The 23,075-nt window shown below is 45.1% G+C and carries 22 protein-coding genes and 1 riboswitch; of the genes, 21 read left to right on the forward strand and 1 reads right to left on the reverse strand.

The annotated features are described in order from the left end of the window. Positions 1 to 1,484 precede the first annotated feature (1,484 nt). Both spoIIM and fur read left to right on the forward strand, forming a co-directional pair. Positions 1,485 to 2,105: a stage II sporulation protein M gene (spoIIM, locus tag AB4Z45_RS26735; protein WP_339203331.1), complete on the forward strand. Its 621-nt coding sequence runs from the start codon at positions 1,485 to 1,487 to the stop codon at positions 2,103 to 2,105. A 92-nt stretch (positions 2,106 to 2,197) separates the two neighbouring features. Then, on the forward strand, positions 2,198 to 2,671 hold the full coding sequence (gene fur / locus AB4Z45_RS26740; protein WP_441912591.1) for a ferric iron uptake transcriptional regulator: 474 nt from the start codon (positions 2,198 to 2,200) through the stop codon (positions 2,669 to 2,671). A 50-nt stretch (positions 2,672 to 2,721) separates the two neighbouring features. Here the strand turns inward: fur and AB4Z45_RS26745 are convergent, their stop codons facing one another. Further along, positions 2,722 to 3,573: a S8 family peptidase gene (locus AB4Z45_RS26745; protein WP_441912592.1), complete on the reverse strand. Its 852-nt coding sequence runs from the start codon at positions 3,571 to 3,573 to the stop codon at positions 2,722 to 2,724. A 557-nt stretch (positions 3,574 to 4,130) separates the two neighbouring features. On the opposite strand from AB4Z45_RS26745, the gene ald reads away from it, so the two are divergent. The 19 genes from ald to AB4Z45_RS26840 all read left to right on the forward strand — a co-directional run bounded on the left by ald (position 4,131) and on the right by AB4Z45_RS26840 (position 23,074). Next, positions 4,131 to 5,276: an alanine dehydrogenase gene (ald, locus tag AB4Z45_RS26750; RefSeq protein ID WP_441912593.1), complete on the forward strand. Its 1,146-nt coding sequence runs from the start codon at positions 4,131 to 4,133 to the stop codon at positions 5,274 to 5,276. Between the two features lie 80 nt (positions 5,277 to 5,356). Further along, a complete protein-coding gene (locus tag AB4Z45_RS26755; RefSeq protein ID WP_441912594.1) occupies positions 5,357 to 5,590 on the forward strand; it encodes a DUF4227 family protein in 234 nt (77 codons plus the stop codon). A 115-nt stretch (positions 5,591 to 5,705) separates the two neighbouring features. Then, on the forward strand, positions 5,706 to 6,596 hold the full coding sequence (xerD, locus tag AB4Z45_RS26760; protein ID WP_441912636.1) for a site-specific tyrosine recombinase XerD: 891 nt from the start codon (positions 5,706 to 5,708) through the stop codon (positions 6,594 to 6,596). 49 nt (positions 6,597 to 6,645) lie between these two features. Next, complete coding sequence (gene deoB, locus AB4Z45_RS26765; RefSeq protein WP_441912595.1) at positions 6,646 to 7,839, forward strand: phosphopentomutase; 1,194 nt, start codon at positions 6,646 to 6,648, stop codon at positions 7,837 to 7,839. 57 nt (positions 7,840 to 7,896) lie between these two features. After that, positions 7,897 to 8,736 carry a purine-nucleoside phosphorylase gene (locus AB4Z45_RS26770; protein ID WP_441912596.1) on the forward strand — a complete coding sequence of 280 codons (840 nt, stop codon included), beginning with the start codon at positions 7,897 to 7,899 and terminating at the stop codon, positions 8,734 to 8,736. A gap of 109 nt (positions 8,737 to 8,845) precedes the next feature. Beyond that, positions 8,846 to 9,004, forward strand: coding sequence for an aspartyl-phosphate phosphatase Spo0E family protein (locus AB4Z45_RS26775; RefSeq protein ID WP_083682665.1), 159 nt, complete (start codon positions 8,846 to 8,848; stop codon positions 9,002 to 9,004). Positions 9,005 to 9,040: 36 nt separating this feature from the next. Next, positions 9,041 to 10,372: a pyrimidine-nucleoside phosphorylase gene (locus tag AB4Z45_RS26780; protein ID WP_441883335.1), complete on the forward strand. Its 1,332-nt coding sequence runs from the start codon at positions 9,041 to 9,043 to the stop codon at positions 10,370 to 10,372. A gap of 320 nt (positions 10,373 to 10,692) precedes the next feature. Beyond that, a complete protein-coding gene (locus tag AB4Z45_RS26785; protein WP_339209679.1) occupies positions 10,693 to 11,886 on the forward strand; it encodes a D-alanyl-D-alanine carboxypeptidase family protein in 1,194 nt (397 codons plus the stop codon). 345 nt (positions 11,887 to 12,231) lie between these two features. Further along, on the forward strand, positions 12,232 to 12,585 hold the full coding sequence (spoIIAA, locus tag AB4Z45_RS26790; protein ID WP_076271393.1) for an anti-sigma F factor antagonist: 354 nt from the start codon (positions 12,232 to 12,234) through the stop codon (positions 12,583 to 12,585). After that, positions 12,582 to 13,028, forward strand: a complete 447-nt coding sequence (gene spoIIAB, locus AB4Z45_RS26795; protein ID WP_076271392.1) for an anti-sigma F factor — start codon at positions 12,582 to 12,584, stop codon at positions 13,026 to 13,028. The genes spoIIAA and spoIIAB overlap by 4 nt, the downstream gene beginning before the upstream one ends. 19 nt (positions 13,029 to 13,047) lie before the next feature. After that, positions 13,048 to 13,803 carry an RNA polymerase sporulation sigma factor SigF gene (gene sigF / locus AB4Z45_RS26800; protein WP_054024324.1) on the forward strand — a complete coding sequence of 252 codons (756 nt, stop codon included), beginning with the start codon at positions 13,048 to 13,050 and terminating at the stop codon, positions 13,801 to 13,803. Positions 13,804 to 13,917: 114 nt separating this feature from the next. Further along, on the forward strand, positions 13,918 to 14,568 hold the full coding sequence (locus tag AB4Z45_RS26805) for a stage V sporulation protein AA (RefSeq protein ID WP_076271391.1): 651 nt from the start codon (positions 13,918 to 13,920) through the stop codon (positions 14,566 to 14,568). Then, a complete protein-coding gene (locus AB4Z45_RS26810) occupies positions 14,561 to 14,989 on the forward strand; it encodes a stage V sporulation protein AB (protein WP_441912597.1) in 429 nt (142 codons plus the stop codon). The genes AB4Z45_RS26805 and AB4Z45_RS26810 overlap by 8 nt, the downstream gene beginning before the upstream one ends. Before the next feature lie 25 nt (positions 14,990 to 15,014). After that, the gene (locus AB4Z45_RS26815) at positions 15,015 to 16,661 is read left to right on the forward strand and encodes a spore germination protein (RefSeq protein ID WP_441912598.1); all 1,647 of its coding nucleotides are present in this window, start codon (positions 15,015 to 15,017) and stop codon (positions 16,659 to 16,661) included. A gap of 131 nt (positions 16,662 to 16,792) precedes the next feature. Further along, positions 16,793 to 18,124 carry a diaminopimelate decarboxylase gene (lysA, locus tag AB4Z45_RS26820; protein ID WP_076271388.1) on the forward strand — a complete coding sequence of 444 codons (1,332 nt, stop codon included), beginning with the start codon at positions 16,793 to 16,795 and terminating at the stop codon, positions 18,122 to 18,124. A gap of 53 nt (positions 18,125 to 18,177) precedes the next feature. Next, positions 18,178 to 18,609: a peptidylprolyl isomerase gene (locus AB4Z45_RS26825; protein ID WP_441912599.1), complete on the forward strand. Its 432-nt coding sequence runs from the start codon at positions 18,178 to 18,180 to the stop codon at positions 18,607 to 18,609. A 33-nt stretch (positions 18,610 to 18,642) separates the two neighbouring features. Beyond that, positions 18,643 to 18,851, forward strand: a riboswitch (FMN riboswitch). Positions 18,852 to 19,070: 219 nt separating this feature from the next. Continuing rightward, positions 19,071 to 20,168, forward strand: coding sequence for a bifunctional diaminohydroxyphosphoribosylaminopyrimidine deaminase/5-amino-6-(5-phosphoribosylamino)uracil reductase RibD (gene ribD / locus AB4Z45_RS26830; RefSeq protein ID WP_441912600.1), 1,098 nt, complete (start codon positions 19,071 to 19,073; stop codon positions 20,166 to 20,168). Between the two features lie 95 nt (positions 20,169 to 20,263). Continuing rightward, positions 20,264 to 20,923, forward strand: a complete 660-nt coding sequence (ribE, locus tag AB4Z45_RS26835) for a riboflavin synthase (RefSeq protein ID WP_430057908.1) — start codon at positions 20,264 to 20,266, stop codon at positions 20,921 to 20,923. 915 nt (positions 20,924 to 21,838) lie between these two features. After that, on the forward strand, positions 21,839 to 23,074 hold the full coding sequence (locus AB4Z45_RS26840) for a bifunctional 3,4-dihydroxy-2-butanone-4-phosphate synthase/GTP cyclohydrolase II (protein ID WP_441912601.1): 1,236 nt from the start codon (positions 21,839 to 21,841) through the stop codon (positions 23,072 to 23,074). Position 23,075: the final 1 nt, after the last annotated feature.

Below are 23,075 nucleotides of genomic sequence, written 5' to 3' on the forward strand. Positions count from 1 at the left end.
CAATAACTCAATAACAATAACTCAATAACTCAAGAACTCAAGAACTCAAGAACTCAAGAACTCAAGAACTCAAGAACTCAAGAACTCAAGAACTCAAGAACTCAAGAACTCAAGAACTCAAGAACTCAAGAACTCAATAACTCAATAACTCAATAACTCAATAACTCAATAACTCAAGAACTCAAGAACTCAAGAACTCAAGAACTCAAGAACTCAACAACTCAACAACTCTAGAACTCTAGAACTCTAGAATCATAGAACTGCAGAACTCTAGAACCATAGAACTGTAGAACTGCTGAACTCTAGAACCGTAAGCTGTATATTTCTAATTTTGGCTTATTGTTTTCTTTATGTTTAACTGCTCTTATATTTGTTTTTGAGTGTTAATTTTTTAGTTTACGGTGGTTCTCTTACTTTTGGGGACGCACTTCTCGTATTTAGCACTGCAAGGTTCATTGTGTATATCAAGGTTGCTTTTGAGTCGTGAAATACGCTCTTAACGGACATGAAAGCTGTTATTTGTGAAGAAATCGATATAAACAGACTACTAACGGACATGAGTTCCGTTATTTGGATGAAAAGGAGCATAATCAAAGCTTTCAAAACTAAATAAGAGATCCTATGTCCGTAAGATCAGAAAAAAGGTGGAGAATAGCTAAATAAGGTATCTGATGTCCGTTAGCATCTAGAGCAGTGGATCTTTATTGTTTTAAACTAATCTATTCATTGATCGATCTCAATTTCTAGAAGCATAAATTTATATTGTTATAATCAGCGCAAATTATAAAAAAACACCCAAAAATTGAAACTTGGTTTTCAATAATATTGAAATTCCTTTAAATTTTCTACTATATGGCTATATGTTTGTAACTAAACTAAATAACTAACTAATGAAACTGACAATCTCCAAGTGTGTCTAGTAAGGACGAAAGTGCTCCACCTTAAACCATGTGTTCCAGCACAGAGTACCGCCAACGTTTGTCGAGTTACTGTTGTCCTGCGGGTGCAACCCTTTTGGATCTTCCATGGAAGGGAGAGTTTGGAAGGGTTTTAACTAAAACTCTAAAATAAAAAACTAAGCTACAAGTCATTGCTATTAGTTTTAGAAGGTTTTAAAAGAAGTTTTGAAGTAGCTCAAAACGAGTATTGATCAGCATACACTGCAATCACAAACTTCCAGCGTGTCCCGCAGGGACGAAAGCGCTCCACAGTAAGCCAAGCATATCCGCACAGAGTATCGCTAACGTTAGTCGAATTGCGGGTGTCCAGAGGGTGCAACCCTTGGGGCCCTCCCTTGGAAGGGAGGGTTTGGGTGGGGTCGAAAAGCCTTTATGTAGTGTGTTAGAAGTCCTTAATATAGGTAGTGTCCTTTATCAAGGTTGTAGCCTAACTGTAGGATGTGTCCTATCTATAGGTACGGTCTATCTAAAAGTAAGGCCCTAATTTTAGGGCGGGGTCAAACAACTCCGAAAGGTCCGGTGACCATGGCCAAAAATCAATTGTCGTTATACGTTTTTGTGTCGGTTCTTTTTATCGTAGGTGTCATCTTCGGCGCATTGATGGTCAATGCACTGACGCTGGAGCAGCAGCAGGATCTTGCTCAAGATGTAGATCAATATGTTCAACTGATCAATCAGGGCATCGGTTCTGGAGCTGCGGATTCGTTTTGGGATCGGTTTTTTTTCCATAGCAAGTGGCTGCTTGTACTATGGCTGCTCGGAATTACGGTGATTGGCATACCGGGAGTGCTCGCGCTTAATTTTTTGAAAGGGGCATTAGTTGGGTTTTCGGTAGGGACGCTGATCAATCAATATGCGTGGAAGGGAGTACTGTTCTCGCTGGTCTCTATCGCGCCTCAGAATATTATTGCAATACCGGCAATGGTTATCATGAGTGCTGCTGCAATATCCTTCTCCATGTTCGTTATCAAAAATAGGCTCCTTCGGCAAAAGGGGGAACTTGCGCCTGAGCTGGGCTCGTTTACATCAACAGCTGTGTTGATGCTATTTCTTTTTGCAGGAGCAGCTTTGTTAGAGGCTTATATTTCACCAACATTAATCAGTTGGGTTTCGCCCCTTCTCGCGTCCGTTAGCGCCACAATCTGACACCAAAATGTTTGACTTTACGGCATGTTAGCCCCTATAATGAGAGGAAACCTTTCCTGAAAAAGGCGCAGTCATGTGGTAGGGGGGAAATCATGGAAGCCCGGATTGATAAGATTAAACAACAGTTGCAGTCGCAGGGCTACAAATTAACCCCGCAGCGCGAAGCAACGGTACGAGTTTTACTTGAAAATGAAGATGACCATCTTAGCGCTGAAGATGTATTTATGCTAGTTAAGGATAAAGCTCCAGAAATCGGACTTGCAACGGTTTATCGGACATTGGAATTGCTTAGTGAAATGCATGTTGTCGAAAAATTGAATTTTGGCGACGGGGTAGCGCGGTACGATCTTCGTACGGACAGCAATAAACATCACCACCATCACCTCATATGTGTACAATGTGGAACTATGGATGAAATCAAGGATGACTGGCTTTTGCCTTTAGAAGAGAGGCTAGAGCAGGAATACGGATTTTTTGTGCTTGATCATCGCCTTGATTTTCAAGGCATTTGTCATCGATGCAAAGAGAAAAACGACCTTGCAAACCCAAATGAGAATCAATCATAAACGGCTTGGCTGCCCAGCGTAACTGGACGGCAAGCCGTTTTGGCATTCTATTAAGCTTTAAAAATATGATCAAGCTGCATTAAACCAGCACCTTGTGCAAACGAACTATAATTATTTAGCTTGAACGCTTTTTTTTGCAGCCTTGTTTTTACCGCGTAGCGACTATGCCGAGGCCTTGCTGCAAGCAGCAAGGCTGCACCGCCTGCAACATGAGGTGAGGCCATACTTGTACCGGATAGCTTCTTATATTTACCGCCAAGCCATGTGGATAATATATTTTCGCCGGGGGCTGAAACGGAGATCCCGCTGCCTCTGCTGCTGAAAGTAGCTATTTTATTTGCTTTTGTCGTAGCCGCTACCGCTATCGTTTCTTTAAAAGATGCCGGTTCGTCGATAACTCCGCTTGCACGCCCCTCATTGCCAGCAGATGCGACGATGATGATGCCTTGCTTCGCTGCTCGTTTTATCGCGTTGTGCAGCGTATCGCTGCTTTCAGAGCCGAGTACGCCAAAGCTCATATTTATGACATTCATGCGATTTTTGACACACCAATTGATTCCCTCAATAATATCCGAAACAAATCCTTCTCCGTCCTCATTCAGCGCTTTAACCGCATACAAATTGACCTCAGGAGCGGTGCCCAATGATTTGCCTGCTCTACCCGCTGCTGCGACGATGCCTGCCACATGGGTGCCATGACCATTATCGTCAGCGTAAGAACCGCCGTTAATTGTATTAATCCCGCCAGCGATATTCAAGTCGGGATGATTGGCGATTCCTGTGTCGAGGATAGCGACATTAATGGATTTTCCCCGTGTTGTAGCCCATGCTTCGGGTGCTTTTACTCGAATAATGTTCCATGGCAAAATTGCGGGTATTGTAGCTGGCGTGAGCAGGGGCATTGCATAGCTGTGTTTCCTTGGATTATTAATACGCAGGCCGTGAGCGCGGATTTTGAAATCTTTTTCGACAATCTTAACTTGCGGAAGACTCAAGAGTGACTGTAAAGACGAGTTTTTATGAAAATGACAACCGATGATTCGGCTTTTTGAGACGGTTTTGAACGGGGTAATTCCGAGTTGTTTGAGATGCCGAAGACAGCGTTTATAGGATTTAGCTGATTGGAGTGTTATTAGTTTCCGATTGGTGTTTTGAGACGATTTACAAGAAATACAGCTTTTAAATATACCTTTTATTTTTGACAATGGACCTAGAACCCCCCTAATCAAGCAATTCCTTTTTCAGTCTATGGGATAGGACGTATTTCGGTATGGGTACTTGTCAATTTGACACATATTTTTCGAAATATAACAAAGTATAGAAATGAAGCTTATGTTCTACATATATTTTGCTGTGAAGTTCACGGAAAGGACGATCATTCCTTACTGAACTCTCATACAACATAGAAAGCGGTTATTTAAGCATCAACAATCACAAAGCTTTAGAGGAGGAAATGGGCATGATTGTAGGCGTACCAAAAGAAATTAAACAAAGCGAGTACCGTGTTGCCTTAACTCCCGCTGGCGTTACGATGTTGTCAGGATCTGGGCATAAAGTGCTTGTAGAAACAGGAGCGGGCAGCGGCAGTGGTTTTGAAGACAGCGATTACGAGCGTGAAGGTGCTGAGATCGTTGCGACCGCAGCAGAGGTATGGACGCGAGCGGAAATGATTATGAAGGTGAAAGAGCCTCTTTCTGAGGAGTTCGGTTATTTTCGCGAAGGCTTGTTGCTGTTTACGTACCTGCATTTGGCCGCAGCCCCTGATTTAACGAAAGCGCTCGTGGATAGTGGAGTGACTGGTATCGCTTATGAGACGATACAACTTGCAAACGGCAGCCTGCCGCTGCTTACGCCGATGAGTGAAGTGGCAGGCAGAATGTCAGTGCAGGTAGGTGCGCAGTTTTTAGAAGCGTTTAACGGTGGAAGAGGGGTGCTGCTCGGCGGGGTTCCAGGTGTTCCACCAGCAGAGGTCGTCATTATTGGTGGCGGTATCGTAGGGACGAATGCGGCGAAAATTGCGCTGGGGATGGGTGCAAATGTAGTTATTTTGGAGAAAAGTGCGGACCGTATGAGATATTTGGATGATATTTTTGGCGGAAGAATTCATACGCTGATGTCGAGTCCATATCATATTGCAGAGGCTGTTGCAAAAGCAGATTTGCTTATAGGGGCAGTTCTTATTCCAGGTGCACGCGCACCACATTTGGTAACAGAACCGATGGTACAAAGTATGAAAAAAGGTGCAGTAATCGTCGATGTAGCAGTCGACCAAGGCGGATCGATTGCAACGGTAGACCGGCCGACAACGCATAAAGATCCAATCTATATGAAGCACGGGGTCGTTCATTATGCCGTTGCTAATATACCAGGCGCAGTACCGCGGACGTCGACCATCGCTTTAACGAACGTAACGAGCTCCTATGCGCTTGATTTGGCGAATAATGGCATGAACGCTGTTCAAAAAAGCTTGCCGCTGCAAAAAGGCGTGAATACTCATGCAGGCAAAGTAACGTATAAGCCGGTTGCTACAGCGACTAATCAGCCTTATATGCCAATAGAAAATTTGTTGAATAACGTTCCTTACGAGCAATTGAAGGATGATTGACATAATAGAACCTGCCTCCTCATATGGTGATACGGATGGACAAGTGACAACGTATCGGCTAATGAAGGAGGCTGGTTTACATGGTTTTCTCGATACGGAGATGGACGAGCCGTATTTTCTTTATTTTTGTTTTTGTAGTTTTGCTTTTTGTCGTCACAGGGGGCTATCGCTGGCTTGCCGACGCGATTTCTCCTATACACCCTTATCGTGAGCCTAGAGGGCATGCCATGAAGGTTTTTGTGACGGACCCTAATTCTCCAGACAGTAAAGATGCTGCTGATCGGCTTCGCTGGTTTTATTGGTATGGGGAGTAAAGGGATTGTTAAGGTTGTGCAGATAAACGATCTCAAGCAGGATTAATAGAGTCGAATGTTGAATATTTTTGTAGAAAAGCATGTTAGAATGGTGTCTTATGTGAAAGGAAGTCCAATGAAGGCTCATTTAAATCGCTACATTCAACATTTGCGGGTAGAACGAGGTTTGTCAGCAAATACGCTTTCTTCATATGAGCGGGATTTGAATCAATTTATAGCTTATGTTGGCCAGCAAGGCTTGACCGAGCTTACTGCTGTGAAGCGGCATCACATGTCGAGGTATATGCTCCACTTGAAGGAACAGGGCAGGAAAGCCGCTACGGTATCCAGGCACATCGTGTCAGTACGAGCATTTTTTCACTTTCTTCTTGCAGAGGGCGTTATTCAAAGCAATCCGTCTATCTATATGGAGGCCCCAAAGCAGGAGAAGAAGCCGCCAAGCATATTAAGCGTCTCTGTGACGAATAAGCTGCTTGAGACGCCGAATTGCTCAAGTGCTGCCGGCAAACGTGACAAAGCCATGCTGGAGCTCATTTATGCAACAGGAATTAGAGTGTCAGAGCTTGTCTCGCTTAATATTGAGCATGTTAATATGCAGCTAGAATTTATTCAATGTATGGGTACAGGCCAAAAGGAACGGCTTGTTCCTTTCGGGAAGTTAGCTTCGGAGGCAATTGTAGACTATTTGCAATACGGCCGTGATGAATTGCTGACAGAAAGAGCGTCTGAATCGGCGTTGTTTCTAAATCATCTAGGAACACGTTTGACAAGACAAGGATTTTGGAAGACGATAAAGAAGTACGCGAAGGAAGCTGGGATTGAAGAAGAGATTACGCCACACACGCTTAGACATTCCGTAGCAGCACACTTACTCGATAACGGAGCGGATATTCGTTCTGTTCAGGAACTGCTAGGACATGCGGATATATCATCTACGCTCAAGTATACCCAAGTGTCCAATGAGCGAATGAAAGAAGTTTATTCCCGAGCTCATCCGCGTGCTTAACAAAGGTCGACATCGATAAATCCCAATTACAGAGGAGGTAGTCATACATATGAGATTTGATCGAATAACAGTAATCGTATTGGATAGCGTTGGAATAGGTGAACTGCCAGATGCTGAGGCATTCGGTGATCTTGGCTCACATACGCTAGGCCATATCATAGAAAAAGCACCGTCAACGCAGCTTCCGAATCTTAGAAGATGGGGGCTTGATCGAATAGCGAGCATCCATGATTGGAGTCCATCTTCAGAAGCTCCCGCAGCTTATTATGGTAAAATGGCTGAGGTGTCCGTTGGCAAGGATACGATGACTGGTCACTGGGAGCTTATGGGGCTAGAAATGACAGTGCCATTTCAAACGTTTCCGGACGGTTTTCCTCCTGAGCTGCTTACTCCATTCGAGGAGCGAACAGGCCGAAAAGTCATTGGCAACAAACCAGCAAGCGGTACAGACATACTCGATGAGCTGGGTGCCGAGCAAATGGAAACTGGCGCATGGATTGTTTATACATCAGCTGATAGTGTATTTCAAATTGCTGCGCATGAAGACATCATTCCGCTGGAGGAGCTCTACCGCGCTTGTGAAATAGCAAGAGAGCTGACAATGGACGAGCGCTTCACAGTAGGGCGCGTCATCGCAAGACCTTATATTGGCGAGCCAGGAGCTTTCAAACGAACGCCTAATCGTCATGATTACGCGGTGAAGCCTCCACAGCCAACAGTATTGAATGCGTTGAAGGACGCTGGTTTCGATTCCATTGCAATTGGGAAAATCAATGATATTTTTGACGGAGAAGGCATTACAGCTTCTACTCCGACAAAAAGCAATGCGGACGGCATCGACAAAACGATCGAACAACTGAAGCAGCCTTTTAAAGGCCTTCTGTTCACGAACCTTGTAGATTTCGACTCGCTTTATGGCCATCGCCGCGATCCAATTGGCTACGCCTCAGCTTTGGAAGAGTTCGACGTAGCAATTCCTTTGCTTGAGAAACAGCTTGGCGAGCGAGACTTGCTTATCGTGACTGCGGATCATGGGAATGATCCCGTACATCCAGGCACAGACCATACTCGTGAATACGTACCAGTATTGCTCGTGAGTCCTGCTTTTAACGAGCCAGGGCCTCTCCAAGTACGTTCTACGTTCTCAGATCTTGGAGCAACAATAGCCGATAATTTTGGTGTTGTAGCACCTCCTAACGGAACCAGCTTCCTGTCTGAGCTTATTACACGGGAACATGAGTAATTATTTTTAAATATGGGTACAAATCGTTTTATGAACATACTTTTAGGAGGAAATAGAATGACAACAATTACTTCGGCAGGACTAACAGCAGCAAACATTAAGGAAGCAGCACAATATATCGAGGCTCAAACAGAGCAAAGACCGGAAATTGGATTAATTATGGGTTCGGGACTTGGCGTGCTTGGAGACTATTTGGAAAATGCGACTACGATTCAATATCATGATATTCCTCATTTCCCGATTTCCACTGTTGAAGGACATGCGGGCGAGCTGCTCATTGGTACACTTTCGGGCAGAACGGTATTGCTGATGCGCGGTCGTTTTCATATGTATGAAGGTTATGGTCCGGAACTAACGGCTTTTCCTGTACGTGTCATGAAGGCGCTAGGCGTGAAGACATTGCTTGTTACCAATGCAGCTGGCGGAGTCAATATGGATTATGAAGCAGGCAACCTAATGTTGATTTCAGACCATTTGAATATGACTGGCAAAAATCCGTTAATCGGACCAAACGACAACGAGCTTGGCGTAAGGTTCCCAGATATGTCTGAGGCATACAGCAAGCGTCTCCGCGCTGTTGCAAGAGATATTGCAAAAGAGCAAGGCTTTACACTTCGTGAAGGTGTGTATGCAGGTCTGCTTGGACCAACTTATGAGACACCAGCAGAAATTCGAATGCTGCGGGTTCTTGGAGCTGATGCTGTCGGAATGTCGACTGTTGCCGAAGTCATTGCAGCGCGTCATTCAGAGATTGAGGTCATTGGAATATCGTGTATTAGCAACATGGCAGCGGGTATTTTGGATCAACCGCTGTCGCATGGAGAAGTTATGGAAACGACAGAACGTGTCAAGTCCCAATTTTTAGGTCTAGTTAATGCATTGATTGCGAAAATGTAACAAATTCGTAACACAATTGTAATATATTCGTCGACTCAATATGACAGTGTTTTTTTTACGTTTCGTCGTATAATGTCCATGATCAAAGAAAGATGGAGTGGACAATGACATGGACAAGCAAGTTCTCACGCAGATGGAGCAGTTGCGTAAAAAAATGATAGAAGCAGCTCTATTGAATGAAAGCCTTCAGCACTTGGACGTGCTTGTACTAAGCCAGACTTTAGATGAGATTATTGTCCAGGTGCAGAGGGAGCGACGCGCATTATAACGGATCAACAACGTAATGGTGAATGGAGAGGGACAAATGCGGTCGGTAGATCTTATACAGAAGAAAAGAGATGGCGGCGAGCTGACCGCTTCTGAGTTAACTTTTTTAATTGATGGTTATTCTCGTGGCGATATCCCGGATTATCAGCTGTCAGCATGGGCGATGGCTGTTTTTTTTCAAGGGATGACGCCTAGAGAAACAGCAGCTTTAACGCTTGCAATGGCTAATTCAGGCGATCAGGTCGATCTTGGTCCTATTAGCGGAATTAAAGTCGATAAACATAGCACAGGAGGCGTTGGGGATAAAACAACTTTGATCCTTGCGCCATTAGTCGCATCCGTAGGCATTCCTGTTGCCAAAATGTCCGGTCGAGGCTTAGGCCACACTGGCGGCACGATTGATAAGCTGGAGTCCATTGAAGGCTTTCGTACGGAGCTCTCACGCGAGAAATTTATGACGCAGGTGAACGATATTGGTTTATCCGTCATAGGGCAGAGCGGAAATCTTGCGCCAGCGGATAAGAAGCTATATGCCCTACGTGATGTTACCGCTACAGTAGAGTCCATTCCACTTATCGCAAGCTCAGTAATGAGCAAAAAAATTGCTGCAGGCGCTAATGCCATCGTGCTTGATGTCAAAACAGGCAGTGGAGCATTTATGAAAACACTAGAGCATTCTGAGCAATTAGCGCAAGCGATGGTAGATATCGGAACAGAGGTCGGACGGAATACGGCTGCTGTTATAAGTGATATGGATCAGCCGCTTGGCTTTGCGATCGGAAATGCGTTGGAAGTACAAGAATCAATTGAAACGCTCAAAGGAAATGGCCCTGAGGATCTTACAGAGCTTTGTTTAACGCTTGGGGCCCATATGGTTATCTTAGGCGGGAAATCCGATTCTGTGGAGTCTGCGAAGCAGCTGCTGCGCGATCAGATAGCAAGCGGAGCTGCTTTAGATAAGTTCAAAGCATTTATTACTGCACAGGGTGGGGACGCTTCAATTGTTGATGATCCAACTAAGCTTCCGCAAGCGCCTTTCATTGTAGAAGTGAAAGCTTCGGACTCTGGTTTTGTCAACGCGATTGAAGCCGAACAGCTGGGGATAGCCGCTATGCTGCTTGGTGCAGGAAGGGCGACATACGACGCTTCAATTGATTACGCCGTTGGAGTCACGCTTCGCAAGAAGTTTGGAGATCCTGTAAATGCTGGTGATACGCTTGCCCTGCTTCATGTACGTGAATCAAATGAATCCACACTTGCAGTTGCTGAGCGAGTAAAGCAAGCATATACGATATCTTCGGAGAAGCCGCTGTCTCGTCCATTGCTATTATCCGTAATAACAGCAGAAGGCATTACTAGGTATAATTAAATATTTTATTATGAAATCCGCTCCGCAATTTGGGGGCGGATTTTTTTGCGTTTCAATTAACTCTAGCTGATGGAATAATTTCCAACTTAAGAGTCAACACTAAAAAGAGAAATATATGCGAATTGCGCAGCTTAGAACACTTACGAAGTAAGTTTTGCATCTCAAAACTAAGTGAATGCTTACGAAGCGAGTTTTGCTTCTCAAAACTAAGCGAATGCTTACGAAGCAAGTTTTGCATCTCAGAACTAAGCAAATGCTTACGAAGCGAGTTTTGCTTCTCAAAACTTTTACAGGAGGAGATTTAGTTGGTAAATCGTACTATGAAGCTCTGTATAATCATTCTTGCATTCGCGCTTGTGCTGCCGACAGCTGCTTTTGCTGCTGTGGAGCCAACACCAGCTCCCGGTCCGACCCCTGCGCCGCAAAGTCAGGCCTCTAACGCTAATTTAGCACCTTCAGCTCGTTCTGCCATCCTTATGGATGCGGATAGCGGGACGGTTATTTACGAAAAAAATAGCCATGATAAGCTACCGCCTGCAAGTATCACCAAAATAATGACGCTGCTGCTTATTATGGAGGCACTTGATGACGGCAAGATTAAACTTACAGACAAGGTACAAACGAGCGAATATGCAGCTTCTATGGGCGGCTCTCAAATCTTTCTTGAGCCGGGAGAAGAAATGACCGTAGACGATATGATTAAGGGCATAGCGCTTGCATCAGGGAATGATGCATCCGTGGCAATGGCAGAGAAGCTTGCGGGTACAGAGCAGCAATTCGTAACGATGATGAATGAGCGGGCCCAGCAGCTTGGCATGAACGATACACAGTTTTCTAACCCAAACGGCCTGCCTGTAGCTAATCATTTCTCATCGGCGCATGATATTGCGGTGATGTCTCGGGAGCTGTTAAAGCATTCGGAAGTAACCAAATATACAGGGCTTTATCAGGATTATTTAAGGAAGACGTCCGCGAAACCTTTCTGGCTCGTAAATACGAATAAGCTAGTACGTTTTTATAGTGGCGCTGATGGTTTGAAGACTGGCTTCACGAGTGAAGCAAAATATTGCCTATCGGCTACAGCAAGGCGTGATGACATGCGCGTCATTGCTGTTGTAATGGGAGAGCCGGATACGAAAACCAGAAATGCTGAAGTGTCGCAAATGTTCGATTACACTTTCGCGCAGTATATGAATCACTCGATTATTAAAGAAGGCGAGTCGATGGGGACGCTGAAAATCGAGAAGGGCACTGCCGCGGAACTTCCGCTTGTCGCTAAGCATGCGTACAGCGTTCTGCTTAAAAAGGGCAGTCCAACTAAAGATATCCGTTATGAGCTGAAAATTGCGGGTCCGCTCAAGGCGCCAGTTCAAATCGGTCAACCGATTGGCAAGCTTGTTGTCTATCAAGGCGATCAAGTGCTCAAAGAATTTGATGTGGATGCCCCCTTGTCTGTTGAACGGGCAGGCTGGTGGAAATTGTTGAAGCGTTCTTTCTCTGGTCTATTTGCGTAACAAACACATAAACTTTATGTCTGAAAGCGACTCGTTTTTTGTCAGCTGTTAGCGGTATGCTTCTAGTTTTGTCGGCATGCAGGAATCGTGAAGCATTTTGGAGAATTGCTAGTTCTATCTCGGCAAGTGTAAACGGCTGAACCTGACTCACCGCAGATCAGTCCACGTTTCACGGTGAAAGGTTAGGAGAGACATAGGTATGACCTATTCTTTCTTAATAAATAAGCAAGTATATCGTTTTCTTATTCTTGCCTTATGGTTCACCGTCAAAGCTGCTTTAGCGTCCGAAAGACGCCAAAGACGTTTGCTTGTGTTTGAAAAAACCTAGAGGAGATGAACAGCATAATGAGTCTGCAAGCAGAATTGGAGCAATACCGCAATGTGCTGATCGTAAGGCTTCGGGGCGAGTTGGATCATCATACTGCCGATGTCGTACGCTTTAAGATGGAAGAGGCTCTACTTCGCGGTAACAGCGAGCATGTCATTCTTAGCTTGAAGGAGCTGCAGTTTATGGACAGCTCCGGTCTAGGCGTCATATTGGGCCGATATAAGCAGGTGAAGAGCAAGGGTGGCAAAATGGTCGTCTGCGATGTGAATCCGAATGTTCATCGCCTATTCGAAATGTCGGGTCTGTTCAAAATTCTGACGATTCATGAAAACGAACGTACCGCAATTTCTAGTTTGGAGGTGGTGTCATGAACGGTTCCAATGAAATGACGCTTTCCTTCAGCGCCCGATCGGAAAACGAAGCCTTTGCACGAATCGCAGTAGCGGCATTTGTGTCACAGCTGGATCCGACGCTCGAGGAGCTGAATGATTTGAAAACGGCTGTGTCCGAGGCTGTAACGAATGCGATTATACATGGCTACGAGAACGATCCTACTTGTCAGGTCAAAATAGAGGCAAGAATTGAAGGAGATTCGGTTTCCTTAACGGTGTCGGATAACGGTCGCGGTATTGAAGATTTGGAGCTTGCTCGTCAACCGCTTTATACGTCGAAGCCTGAGCTTGAGCGCTCTGGAATGGGCTTCACGATTATGGAAAACTTTATGGATCGTTTTGAGGTTTCAAGTCAGGTAGACGGCGGCACACGCGTAGCAATGCTTAAACGAATTGAATCGAAAAAAGCGCTCTACAATTAGCGTATAGGGGTTGAACCTCATGGATGTCAATCTAAAGCAGACGGCCCAGCCATACTTGGATGACGCGGAAGTGAAGCGGCTTATTGCGTTAAGTCAGTCCGGCGATACGCTTGCAAGGGATACACTCGTACAGTGTAATATTCGGCTAGTTTGGTCAGTCGTGCAGCGGTTCATCAATCGTGGTTATGAGCCCGATGATTTGTTCCAAATCGGCTGCATAGGATTGCTTAAATCAGTAGACAAATTTGATTTGTCTTATGATGTTAAGTTTTCAACTTATGCAGTACCCATGATCATTGGGGAAATTCAGCGATTTTTACGCGATGATGGTACGTTGAAAGTTAGCAGATCCCTCAAGGAAACCGCCAATAAGGTGCGCAAAATGAAGGATGAGCTTTCCAAAACGTTAGGTCGATTGCCCACCATTAGCGAGGTTGCGGAGCGACTGGGCATTACCCCAGAAGATGTTGTATTCGCTCAAGAAGCGAATAAGCCGCCAACTTCGATACACGAGACTGTGTTTGAAAATGACGGGGACCCTATCACGCTGATGGATCAAATAGCCGATGAATCTCAGGATCGGTGGTTTGACAAGCTTGCGCTTGTGGAAGCCATCGAAGGTCTAAGCGAGCGTGAACGATTGATTGTATATTTGCGGTATTACCGTGACAAAACGCAATCCGAAGTAGCGAGCAGGCTTGGTATATCACAGGTACAGGTATCACGGCTTGAGAAAAAAATATTGCAGTCCATCCGAGACCAAATCGCCCTTTAAGGCGGTTTGGTTTTTTCTATTTTTTACCTCAATTTGCATGAGTATCCGAATCGTCCTTTTATCATACTAAAAGGGAAACATACACCAAAGTATCAGCAGAAGGGAAGTTGACAAATGGCAAAACCAAACCATTCGGTCCTCTATCTGCGTCTGAAAAAACGGATATACATGAAACCGAATCAACGTGTTTCCTTAGGCCAAGCAGCGAGGCTGCTCGCAAAGGATGACTTGCTTGAGAACCGCTTGAAGGGGCTTGTACTTTACGAGCACAAGAAGGCGGATGGCAATCGCGTCGTTATAGACTTGCTTCAAATCGTCAAAGCGATAAGAGAGCTTGAGCCGGGTTTAACTGTAGAAGCCTATGGTGACCCCCAAGTGCTCGTTATGGTGGCGGAGAAGCCAGTAAAACCGCGTATTGCAGTGCTTATTTTTTCGTGGCTGCTGCTGTTCTTTGGAGCGGGCCTTGCGATTATGAACTTTCATACGGATGTCAGTATGAAGGAGGTTCATATCCGAATTGTCGAGCTGATAACGGGGAAGCGCACGGAGCATCCGCTATGGTTTCAAATCCCTTATTCTCTGGGCATCGGACTTGGGATGGTATTGTTTTTCAACCATTTATTCCGAAAACGATTCAATGAGGAGCCTAACCCGCTTGAAGTTGAGCTCTATATGTATCAAGAAAATGTAAATGCCTATGTCATCGCCGACGAAATGCGTAAAAAATCGGATTACGATCAAACGCAGGGGAACAAGCATGATTAGTGCTGCTGCTAATATTTTTATTGGTCTGCTAGGCTTGGCAGGGGGTCTTGCTGTAGGCAGCGGGTTGGTAGCGTTGCTAATTGTCCTTGATCTCATTCCGCGGCTCGCTCAAGTTGCTAATGCTTACCGAATGTCGGTGTGGTTTGAGACTGCCGTCATATCCGGTTCGCTGTACTGGACCTTTGCTGATTTTATGAGCTGGAAGCTTTCGCTGCCTTCGGGTCTGTTTTTAAGTGCGACAGGGCTGATTGATGGTATGTTTGTAGGAATGCTCGCAGCAGCCTTGACTGAGGTAATGAATGTGCTCCCGATTTTGGCCAAAAGAATGAATTTATCTGCTTATATGGTCAGTCTCGTCATGGCAATGGTTCTAGGCAAAACGTTGGGCTCATTATTCGATTGGTTAGTATTTCAATGGTGATACAGTAAAGATGGGGTGAGCTAACATGAATGACAATGAAAATTATCATGACAACGATAATGACCAAAATGGAAGGCCTCCGTTTTTAGAAGTCAATGAGGATCAACAGAAAGAGGAATCGGGAGTTGCTCGAAACAAAACATCATTCGGTAGTGGAAATAAAAAAAACAATGTCAGCACAGCTGTATCCAATAAGAACGGCAATAAGGACATAACTCCGATTCCGAGCGATTTGGATGAAGTTCTGATGAGATTGGAAAATGAGATCGGTTATAAAGTAAGCTTCGACGTTGTTGTGAGAGAGATGACGTTTGGCGAGAAGCGCACAGCAATGTTGTCGTTGAATGGTTTGGTTAAGGATACGCTGCTGTCAGATGTGCTCAAGCGATTAACGTATCTCCAACCCGAGGATTTGTCTGCGGATGCCTTTCATTCTTTCCTTGATTTATATGTTCCTGCGGCGCAGGTCATAAAGGAAGACGATTGGAATAACATGCTGACGTGCGTGTTATCCGGTGTAACCGCATTGTTTATTGATGGTGAATCCAGTGTTCTCATGATTGATGCGAAGGCTTTCCCCGCAAGAGGACCAGAGGAGCCTTCGCTTGAGAAAGTTGTACGCGGCAGCAGAGATGGCTTTGTAGAAACGTTGATGGTCAACATTTCGCTTGTTCGCAGACGGCTGCGTGATCCCCAGCTTCGATATGAAATTGTGCGGGTGGGCGATCGGACACAAACGGACGTTTGTATTGCTTATATCGACGATATTGTGGACAAGGAGCTGCTTAAGTCCGTCAAAGACAAAATCGCTATGGTGAGAATAGACGGCCTGCCGCTTGCGGACAAGCAGCTTGAGGAGTCCACTGTAAAAAGGGGCTGGAATCCTTTCCCGCTTGTTCGATATTCAGAAAGACCAGATACGGTAGCTGCACATTTACTGGAGGGTGCTGTAGCTGTATTCGTCGATACTTCGCCAAGTGTTATGACGCTGCCGACTACTTATACCGATCTTATGCAGCATGCAGAGGAGAATCGACAAACACCGTTTATCGGCACTTATCTGCGCTGGGTGAGATTTATAGGTATTTTGGCATCGTTGTTTATGCTGCCGTTATGGCTACTGTTCGTCATGCATCCGGAAATGAAGCCTGTTGCTCTTGAGTTTATTGGTCCGAGTAAGACAGGCAAACTGCCATTAGTCGTACAATTTCTGATAGCTGAGATTGGGGTGGATTTGCTGCGCATGGCTTCCGTTCATACGCCTACCTCACTTGCAACGGCTATGTCATTAGTCGCAGCGATTCTCATTGGCGATATTGCGGTAAAGACTGGCGTTTTTGTTAATGAGGTTATTTTGTATATGGCGATCTCAGCGATCGGCATGTTTGCAACACCAAGCTATGAGCTTGGACTAGCCAATCGAATCGTACGGCTCGTGCTGATTGTGTCGGTGGCTGCTTTCAGTGTGCCTGGCTTTGTTATTGCTACGACGGTTATCCTGCTGATACTGATTGTAGAGCGCTCGTTCAACCGTCCGTATATGTGGCCCATTATACCGTTTGATATGCACGCCCTTTGGAGCATTATCATCCGTCAGCCAGTCCTGTACAACCGGCAGCGCCCAAATATTTTGCGGCCTCAGCAGAGCGATAAGATGCCGAATACAGAGTAGATTCATAAAATGCAAATGAAATGTGGATTTATCCATTTCGTAGTCCGGGTAGATTGCGTTATACTAAACCTATTAATGCAAATTCTATCCGTTCTATCTGCATGCAGATAGAAGAAAGCTGAGGGGAAATTATGTACCTGCATGGAACTAGTAATATTAACGAAAAAGGACATTTGGAAATTGGCGGCTGTGATGTAGCTGATTTGGCTGCACAGTTTGGTACGCCACTATATATTGTGGATGAGGCTCTTGTTCGTAAGCGCGCAAGCGAGTATGTAGAAGCCTTCAAAGCATCAGGTCTTAGATTTCAAGTCGCATACGCAAGCAAAGCGTTTAGTGTAATGGCAATGTGTGCGATTGCTGAGCAAGAAGGGCTGTCGCTGGATGTTGTATCCGACGGTGAGCTTTACACAGCAATGCAAGCAGGCTTCCCTGCTGAACGTATCCATTTCCACGGCAACAACAAAACGCCTGAGGAAATCAACATGGCACTTGATGCTGGTATCGGCTGCTTTGTAGTTGACAATTTCATGGAGCTTCAGCTTCTGAATGCTCTTGCTGGCGATAAAGGCAAGAAAGTAAACATTCTGCTTCGTATCACGCCTGGCGTTGAAGCACATACGCATGACTATATTTCTACTGGACAAACGGATTCGAAATTTGGTTTCGACCTTGGCAATGGCGCAGCGAAACAAGCGATTCAAGAAGCGATTGCTTTGCCTAACCTGATTGTTTTGGGCGTTCATTCCCATATTGGATCACAAATTTTCGAAGTTGAAGGCTTCCGTATGGCTGTGGACAAGGTTGCTGATTTCGCGGTTGAGATTCGTAATGAGCTTAACCTAACGTTTAAAGTAATCAATCTTGGCGGCGGCTTTGGTATTCGTTATGTTGATGGCGACACACCATTGCCAATCAGCGAATATGTTGCGGCAATTACTGGCGCTATCATCTCGAAGTTTACAGATGCAGAGTTCCCATTGCCTGAGATTTGGGTAGAGCCGGGCCGCAGTATGGTTGGCGATGCAGGAACAACTTTGTATACAGTTGGTACAAGCAAAAATATCCCAGGTGTACGCAAATACATTGCAGTAGACGGTGGCATGACGGACAACCCTCGCCCAGCGCTATACCAATCCAAATATGAAGCAGTACTCGCTAATCGTGCGAATGAAGCTGCTGAAGAAACGGTTTCCATCGCGGGCAAATGCTGCGAGAGTGGCGACATGCTCATTTGGGATTTGGAATTGCCTAAAGCAAAAAATGGCGACTTACTTGCTGTTTTCTGTACGGGTGCTTATAATTATGCAATGGCGAGCAACTATAACCGCATTCGTCGTCCGGCTGTCGTTTTCGTAAAAGATGGTCAGGCAGACCTTGCTGTTAAGCGTGAATCGCTTGAAAATATCGTTTGCAATGACGTCATTCCGGCAAGACTTCAAAAATCATCGCTTGCGAAATAAGAGCGAAATTGGTAACGTAGTCTTATTCGGATAAAAGAAAGGTAGATGCAGCAATGGCTAAACAAGCAAAAATCACACTAGCAAACGGCGGAGAGGTTCTTATCGATCTATTCGAGCAAGACGCGCCGAACACAGTAGCAAACTTTGAAAAGCTTGCTAACGAAGGATTTTACAACGGTCTTACTTTCCACCGTGTTATCCCAGGTTTCGTCGCTCAAGGCGGATGTCCAAACGGAACAGGTACAGGCGGTCCTGGATACCAAATCGATTGTGAAATCAACCCTAATAAGCATGAGCGCGGTTCACTAGCAATGGCGCATGCTGGTCGCAATACAGGCGGCAGCCAATTCTATATCGGTTATGCACCACAACCGCATTTGGATGGCGGACATACTGTTTTTGGCAAGGTTTCAAAAGGTATGGAGTTTGTTGATGCTTTCAAAGGCGGAGACAAAATGGAAAAGGTTGAAGTCGAAACGATTTAATGTTAAGATACTAACTATAATATTGTAAGTGCAGCAATCCTTCGGGGTCAGGTGAAATTCCTAACCGGCGGTGATCGGGAAGGCACAGAATATCGGATAACCGAATTTCTGTGCCTCTCGTCAGTCCGTGACCCGGTTTAAACGGCATTTTATCCAAGATCATTTGGATAGAATACGATTAGAACGGTGGACCTGGTGAAACTCCGGGACCGACAGTACAGTCTGGATGGGAGAAGGGGATGCTTCGACAGCTACAATTTACTGCTTATTTGTATGTGTTTTATTTCACATACATAATAGGTTAGTTTATTTAGTGTACTTTACAAACCGATTTCGCAATTTTGCGACATAAGATAGCGACGGCTCTCAAAGCCGACAACATCGATCGGTTTTGTCGTAGTTCTCGTTTTATCTTTCATCACCCCTGTCGGATCGTATGCCGATGGGGGTGTTTTTTGTTTATGGACATTTTAAATGATGAATATTATATGGGATTAGCGTTGGATATGGCTGCAAAAGCTTCGGGTCAAACCAGCATTAATCCTGTTGTCGGCTGCGTCGTCGTAAAGGATGGTGCGATTGTCGGCATTGGCACGCATCTAAAACGAGGAACCGGTCATGCTGAAGTGCATGCGCTTCAGATGGCGGGAGATGCGGCTGAAGGAGCAACCGTCTATGTAACGTTAGAGCCATGCAGCCATTTTGGAAAGACGCCGCCATGCTGTGAACGTATCATTGATGCCAAAGCTGCAAGGGTTGTAGTCGCAAGCGGCGATCCCAATCCAGCAGTGTCAGGCCGAGGCATTGCAAGGCTTCGTGAAGAAGGGATCGACGTTACGGTTGGCGTGTTTGAGCAAAGATCGCAGCAAATGAATGAAAAATTTAATAAGTACATTACGACCCGCCTCCCATTCGTTACTTTAAAAACTGCGAGTACGCTTGATGGCAAAATTGCTTCCCATTCAGGCGATAGCCGATGGGTGACTGGTGCAGTTGCTCGCGAACAGGTTCATACGCTGCGTCATCAGCATGAAGCCATTATGGTTGGCATAGGAACAGTACTTGCGGACGATCCGCTGCTCAATACGAGAGCATCTGTCCCTGCAATTGATCCGATACGTATTATCGTGGATTCAGCACTGAGGCTGCCGCTTAATGCCAGAGTTGTAACTGATCGCTCAATTAGAACGATTGTTTTAACTTCCAGCCAAGCAAGCTTGGACAATCGACAAGCGCTTGAAGCAGCAGGGATTGAGGTCATCATTTGCGGTACGGGAGCAAAAGTAGATCTTAGTGAAGGGATGAAGAAGCTGGGGGAACTTGAAATCGGCTCAATCTTGCTTGAAGGCGGCGGTCAATTAAATGGTGCAATGTTAGAGGCAGGTCTTATTGATAAAATCATGCTGTATTACGCGACCAAGATTATCGGCGGCTTGGATGCACCAGGTACATTTACTTTCGCTGGGTTCGAAAAAATGGCCGATGCTATTTCCCTAGATCGAGTAAGCGTAGAAATGGCCGGCGAGGACATTTGCGTCTCGGGATATCCAGTTTATTAAGGATAAGGCCATGAACAAATCTCTGGCTTAATCGCAGGATTTATGTTGTTTTGAAGTAGGTTTGCTGCATTAGCGAACCTTTGAGGAGGAAACCCATGTTTACCGGATTAGTGGAAGAAGTGGGAAAGATGAAAGGAATCACGAAGCAAGGCGAAGCGATGAGGCTAGTCATCGGAGCATCCCTTGTAACAGATGGTGTTAAGCTGGGTGATAGCATCTCGGTTAATGGCGTTTGTTTAACGGTAACGTCGTTTGACGGTGCATCATTTGCAGCTGACGTGATGCCTGAGACTTATCGCAAGTCTAATCTTCATCAGCTTCGTGCTGGTGAACAAGTGAATTTAGAGAGAGCGATGCAAGCTGGCGGACGTTTTGGCGGTCATATCGTTCAGGGGCATGTTGATGGAACCGGGAAAATAACTTCACGAGAAACGGATGCTAATGCTGTTGTTTATAAAATCCATATCGACGACGCAGACATGCTGCGTTATGTGATTCCAAAAGGCTCGATCACAATTGATGGCATAAGCCTCACTGTAGTGGATACATCATCACATACGTTATCCGTATCGATTATTCCACACACATTAGGTGAAACGGCCTTACAGCATAAGCGTGCAGGCGATACCGTTAATATCGAATGTGATGTCATCGGCAAGTACGTCGATCACCTGCTTCATTTCAAGCAGCCAGAAGCATTGCCAGCCAAAGCCAAGCTCACTACATCTTTTCTTATGGAAAATGGTTTTTTGTAAGTCGATATGAAAATGGGTTAGCTTTCCTTGCCCAACTCGTAAGTTTTCAATGTAACGGTAAAACCTACTGTTCATTTTGTTCTAATCAGCTCTAGATTTCAATTAACAGGAAATACTCCATGTAAATTGGACAGATACACCTCAAGTTCGAATAATGAGCTGAAATAACGTGAGAAATTCCAGCTAATTAAAGAATAAACGGCTAATCAGGTGAATTAGATGGAGTTTTTCCAGTTAACTATTGAGCGTAAGCATTAAAAGTGCCTAATAGGGACGTATGTGGTCTAACTCAAATGAAAGCAGTTATCGACTTTGTCAAAAGTTAAAGTAACCTAAGACTAGAACGCACAAGCAGCCAGCGTGTCCCGCAGGGACGAAAGCGATCTTTAACCAAGGTTAGCACACAGCCACCTGAGTCATGCCTACGTTAGTCCAGTTGCAGGTGTCCAGAGGACGCAGTCCTTGGGGCCCTCCCTTGGAAGGGAAGGTTTGGGTGGGTTCGAAAAGCCTTTAAGGTTTGGAATAGCGTTTGAAGTAGAGATGAAGCCCTAACTAACAGGTATTTAGTTTATTTATGTAATTGAACTAACAACTAGGCTGCACAAACAGTAAGCGTGTCCCGCAGGGACGAAAGCGATCTTTAACCAATGTTAGCACACAGCCACCTGAGTCATGCCTACGTTAGTCCAATTGCAGGTGTCCAGAGGACGCAGTCCTTGGGGCCCTCCCTTGGAAGGGAGGGTTTGGGTGGGTTCGAAAAGCTTTTAAGGTTTGGTTTGGTATCAACCTTTAAGGTTTGGTTTGGTATCAACCTTTAAGGTTTGGTTTTAAACTGGTTTTGATCTTTTAAATAACCTTTGAAGGCAAGGTAGAAGCCTTATAAAGGTTTGGTTGTCACAAAGGAGGGAAACCCATATGGAACAAACAGATAAAAAACCATTTGATTCAGTTGAAGCTGCTTTGGCTGATCTTAAGCTTGGCAAGCCGATTATTGTCGTTGACGACGAGGATCGGGAAAATGAGGGCGACCTTATTGCACTTGCTGATACAATGACGCCTGAGGTCATTAATTTTATGATTACAGAGGCAAGAGGTCTTGTGTGTGTTCCAATTACGCAAGAGCGAGCAGACCAGCTTGACCTTCCGCCAATGGTTACGCATAATACCGATTATCATGGTACGGCATTTACCGTTTCCGTTGATTATATTGGAACGACTACTGGGATTTCCGCATTTGAACGCTCAGAAACGGTTAAAGCGTTAATTGATCCAACGACAAAAGCAGCAGATTTTCGCAGGCCAGGTCATATTTTCCCCTTGATTGCAAGACCTGGTGGCGTACTCCGCCGTGCTGGACATACAGAGGCGGCTATAGACTTGGCGGTCATGTGCGGCTCGGCGCCTGCAGCAGCGATTTGTGAAATCATTAATGAAGACGGCACGATGTCTCGTTTGCCAGATTTGCTTGTCTTTAAAGAAAAGCACAATCTGAAGCTCATCACGATTCAAGAGCTGATTCAATATCGCAACGAGAAAGAAAAGCTTGTTGAGCGAGCGGTTGATGTGAAGCTGCCAACTGATTTTGGCACTTTCCGTGCTATTGCTTATACAAATTTAGTGGATAACAAAGAGCATATCGCACTCGTTAAAGGCGACATCGATCCTGAACTTCCCTTGCTTGTGCGGGTTCACTCTGAATGCTTAACCGGCGATGTTTTTCATTCGCATCGTTGCGACTGCGGACCGCAGCTTGAAGCGGCGCTTAAACAGATCGAAGAAGCGGGCAGCGGCGTTCTGCTTTATATGCGCCAAGAGGGCAGAGGCATTGGTCTGATTAACAAATTGAAGGCTTATGCACTGCAAGAAGAAGGTTTTGATACGGTAGATGCTAATTTAAAGCTTGGCTTTCCGGCGGATTTGCGCGATTATGGTATAGGTGCACAAATTTTGAAGGATCTTGGCGTTCGCCAAATGCGGTTGATGACGAACAATCCTCGGAAAATTAAAGGTCTTGAAGGCTACGGACTAGAGGTTGTAGAACGTATTCCAATACAAATGGAGTTAAAGGAAGATAATAAAAGTTATCTCCGCACAAAGAAATCTAAGCTTGGTCATTTACTTAGCTTTGAAGATATTGACTACATCATTTAAA

The organism is Paenibacillus sp. MCAF9, from assembly GCF_052114265.1.
Taxonomy (GTDB): domain Bacteria; phylum Bacillota; class Bacilli; order Paenibacillales; family Paenibacillaceae; genus Pristimantibacillus.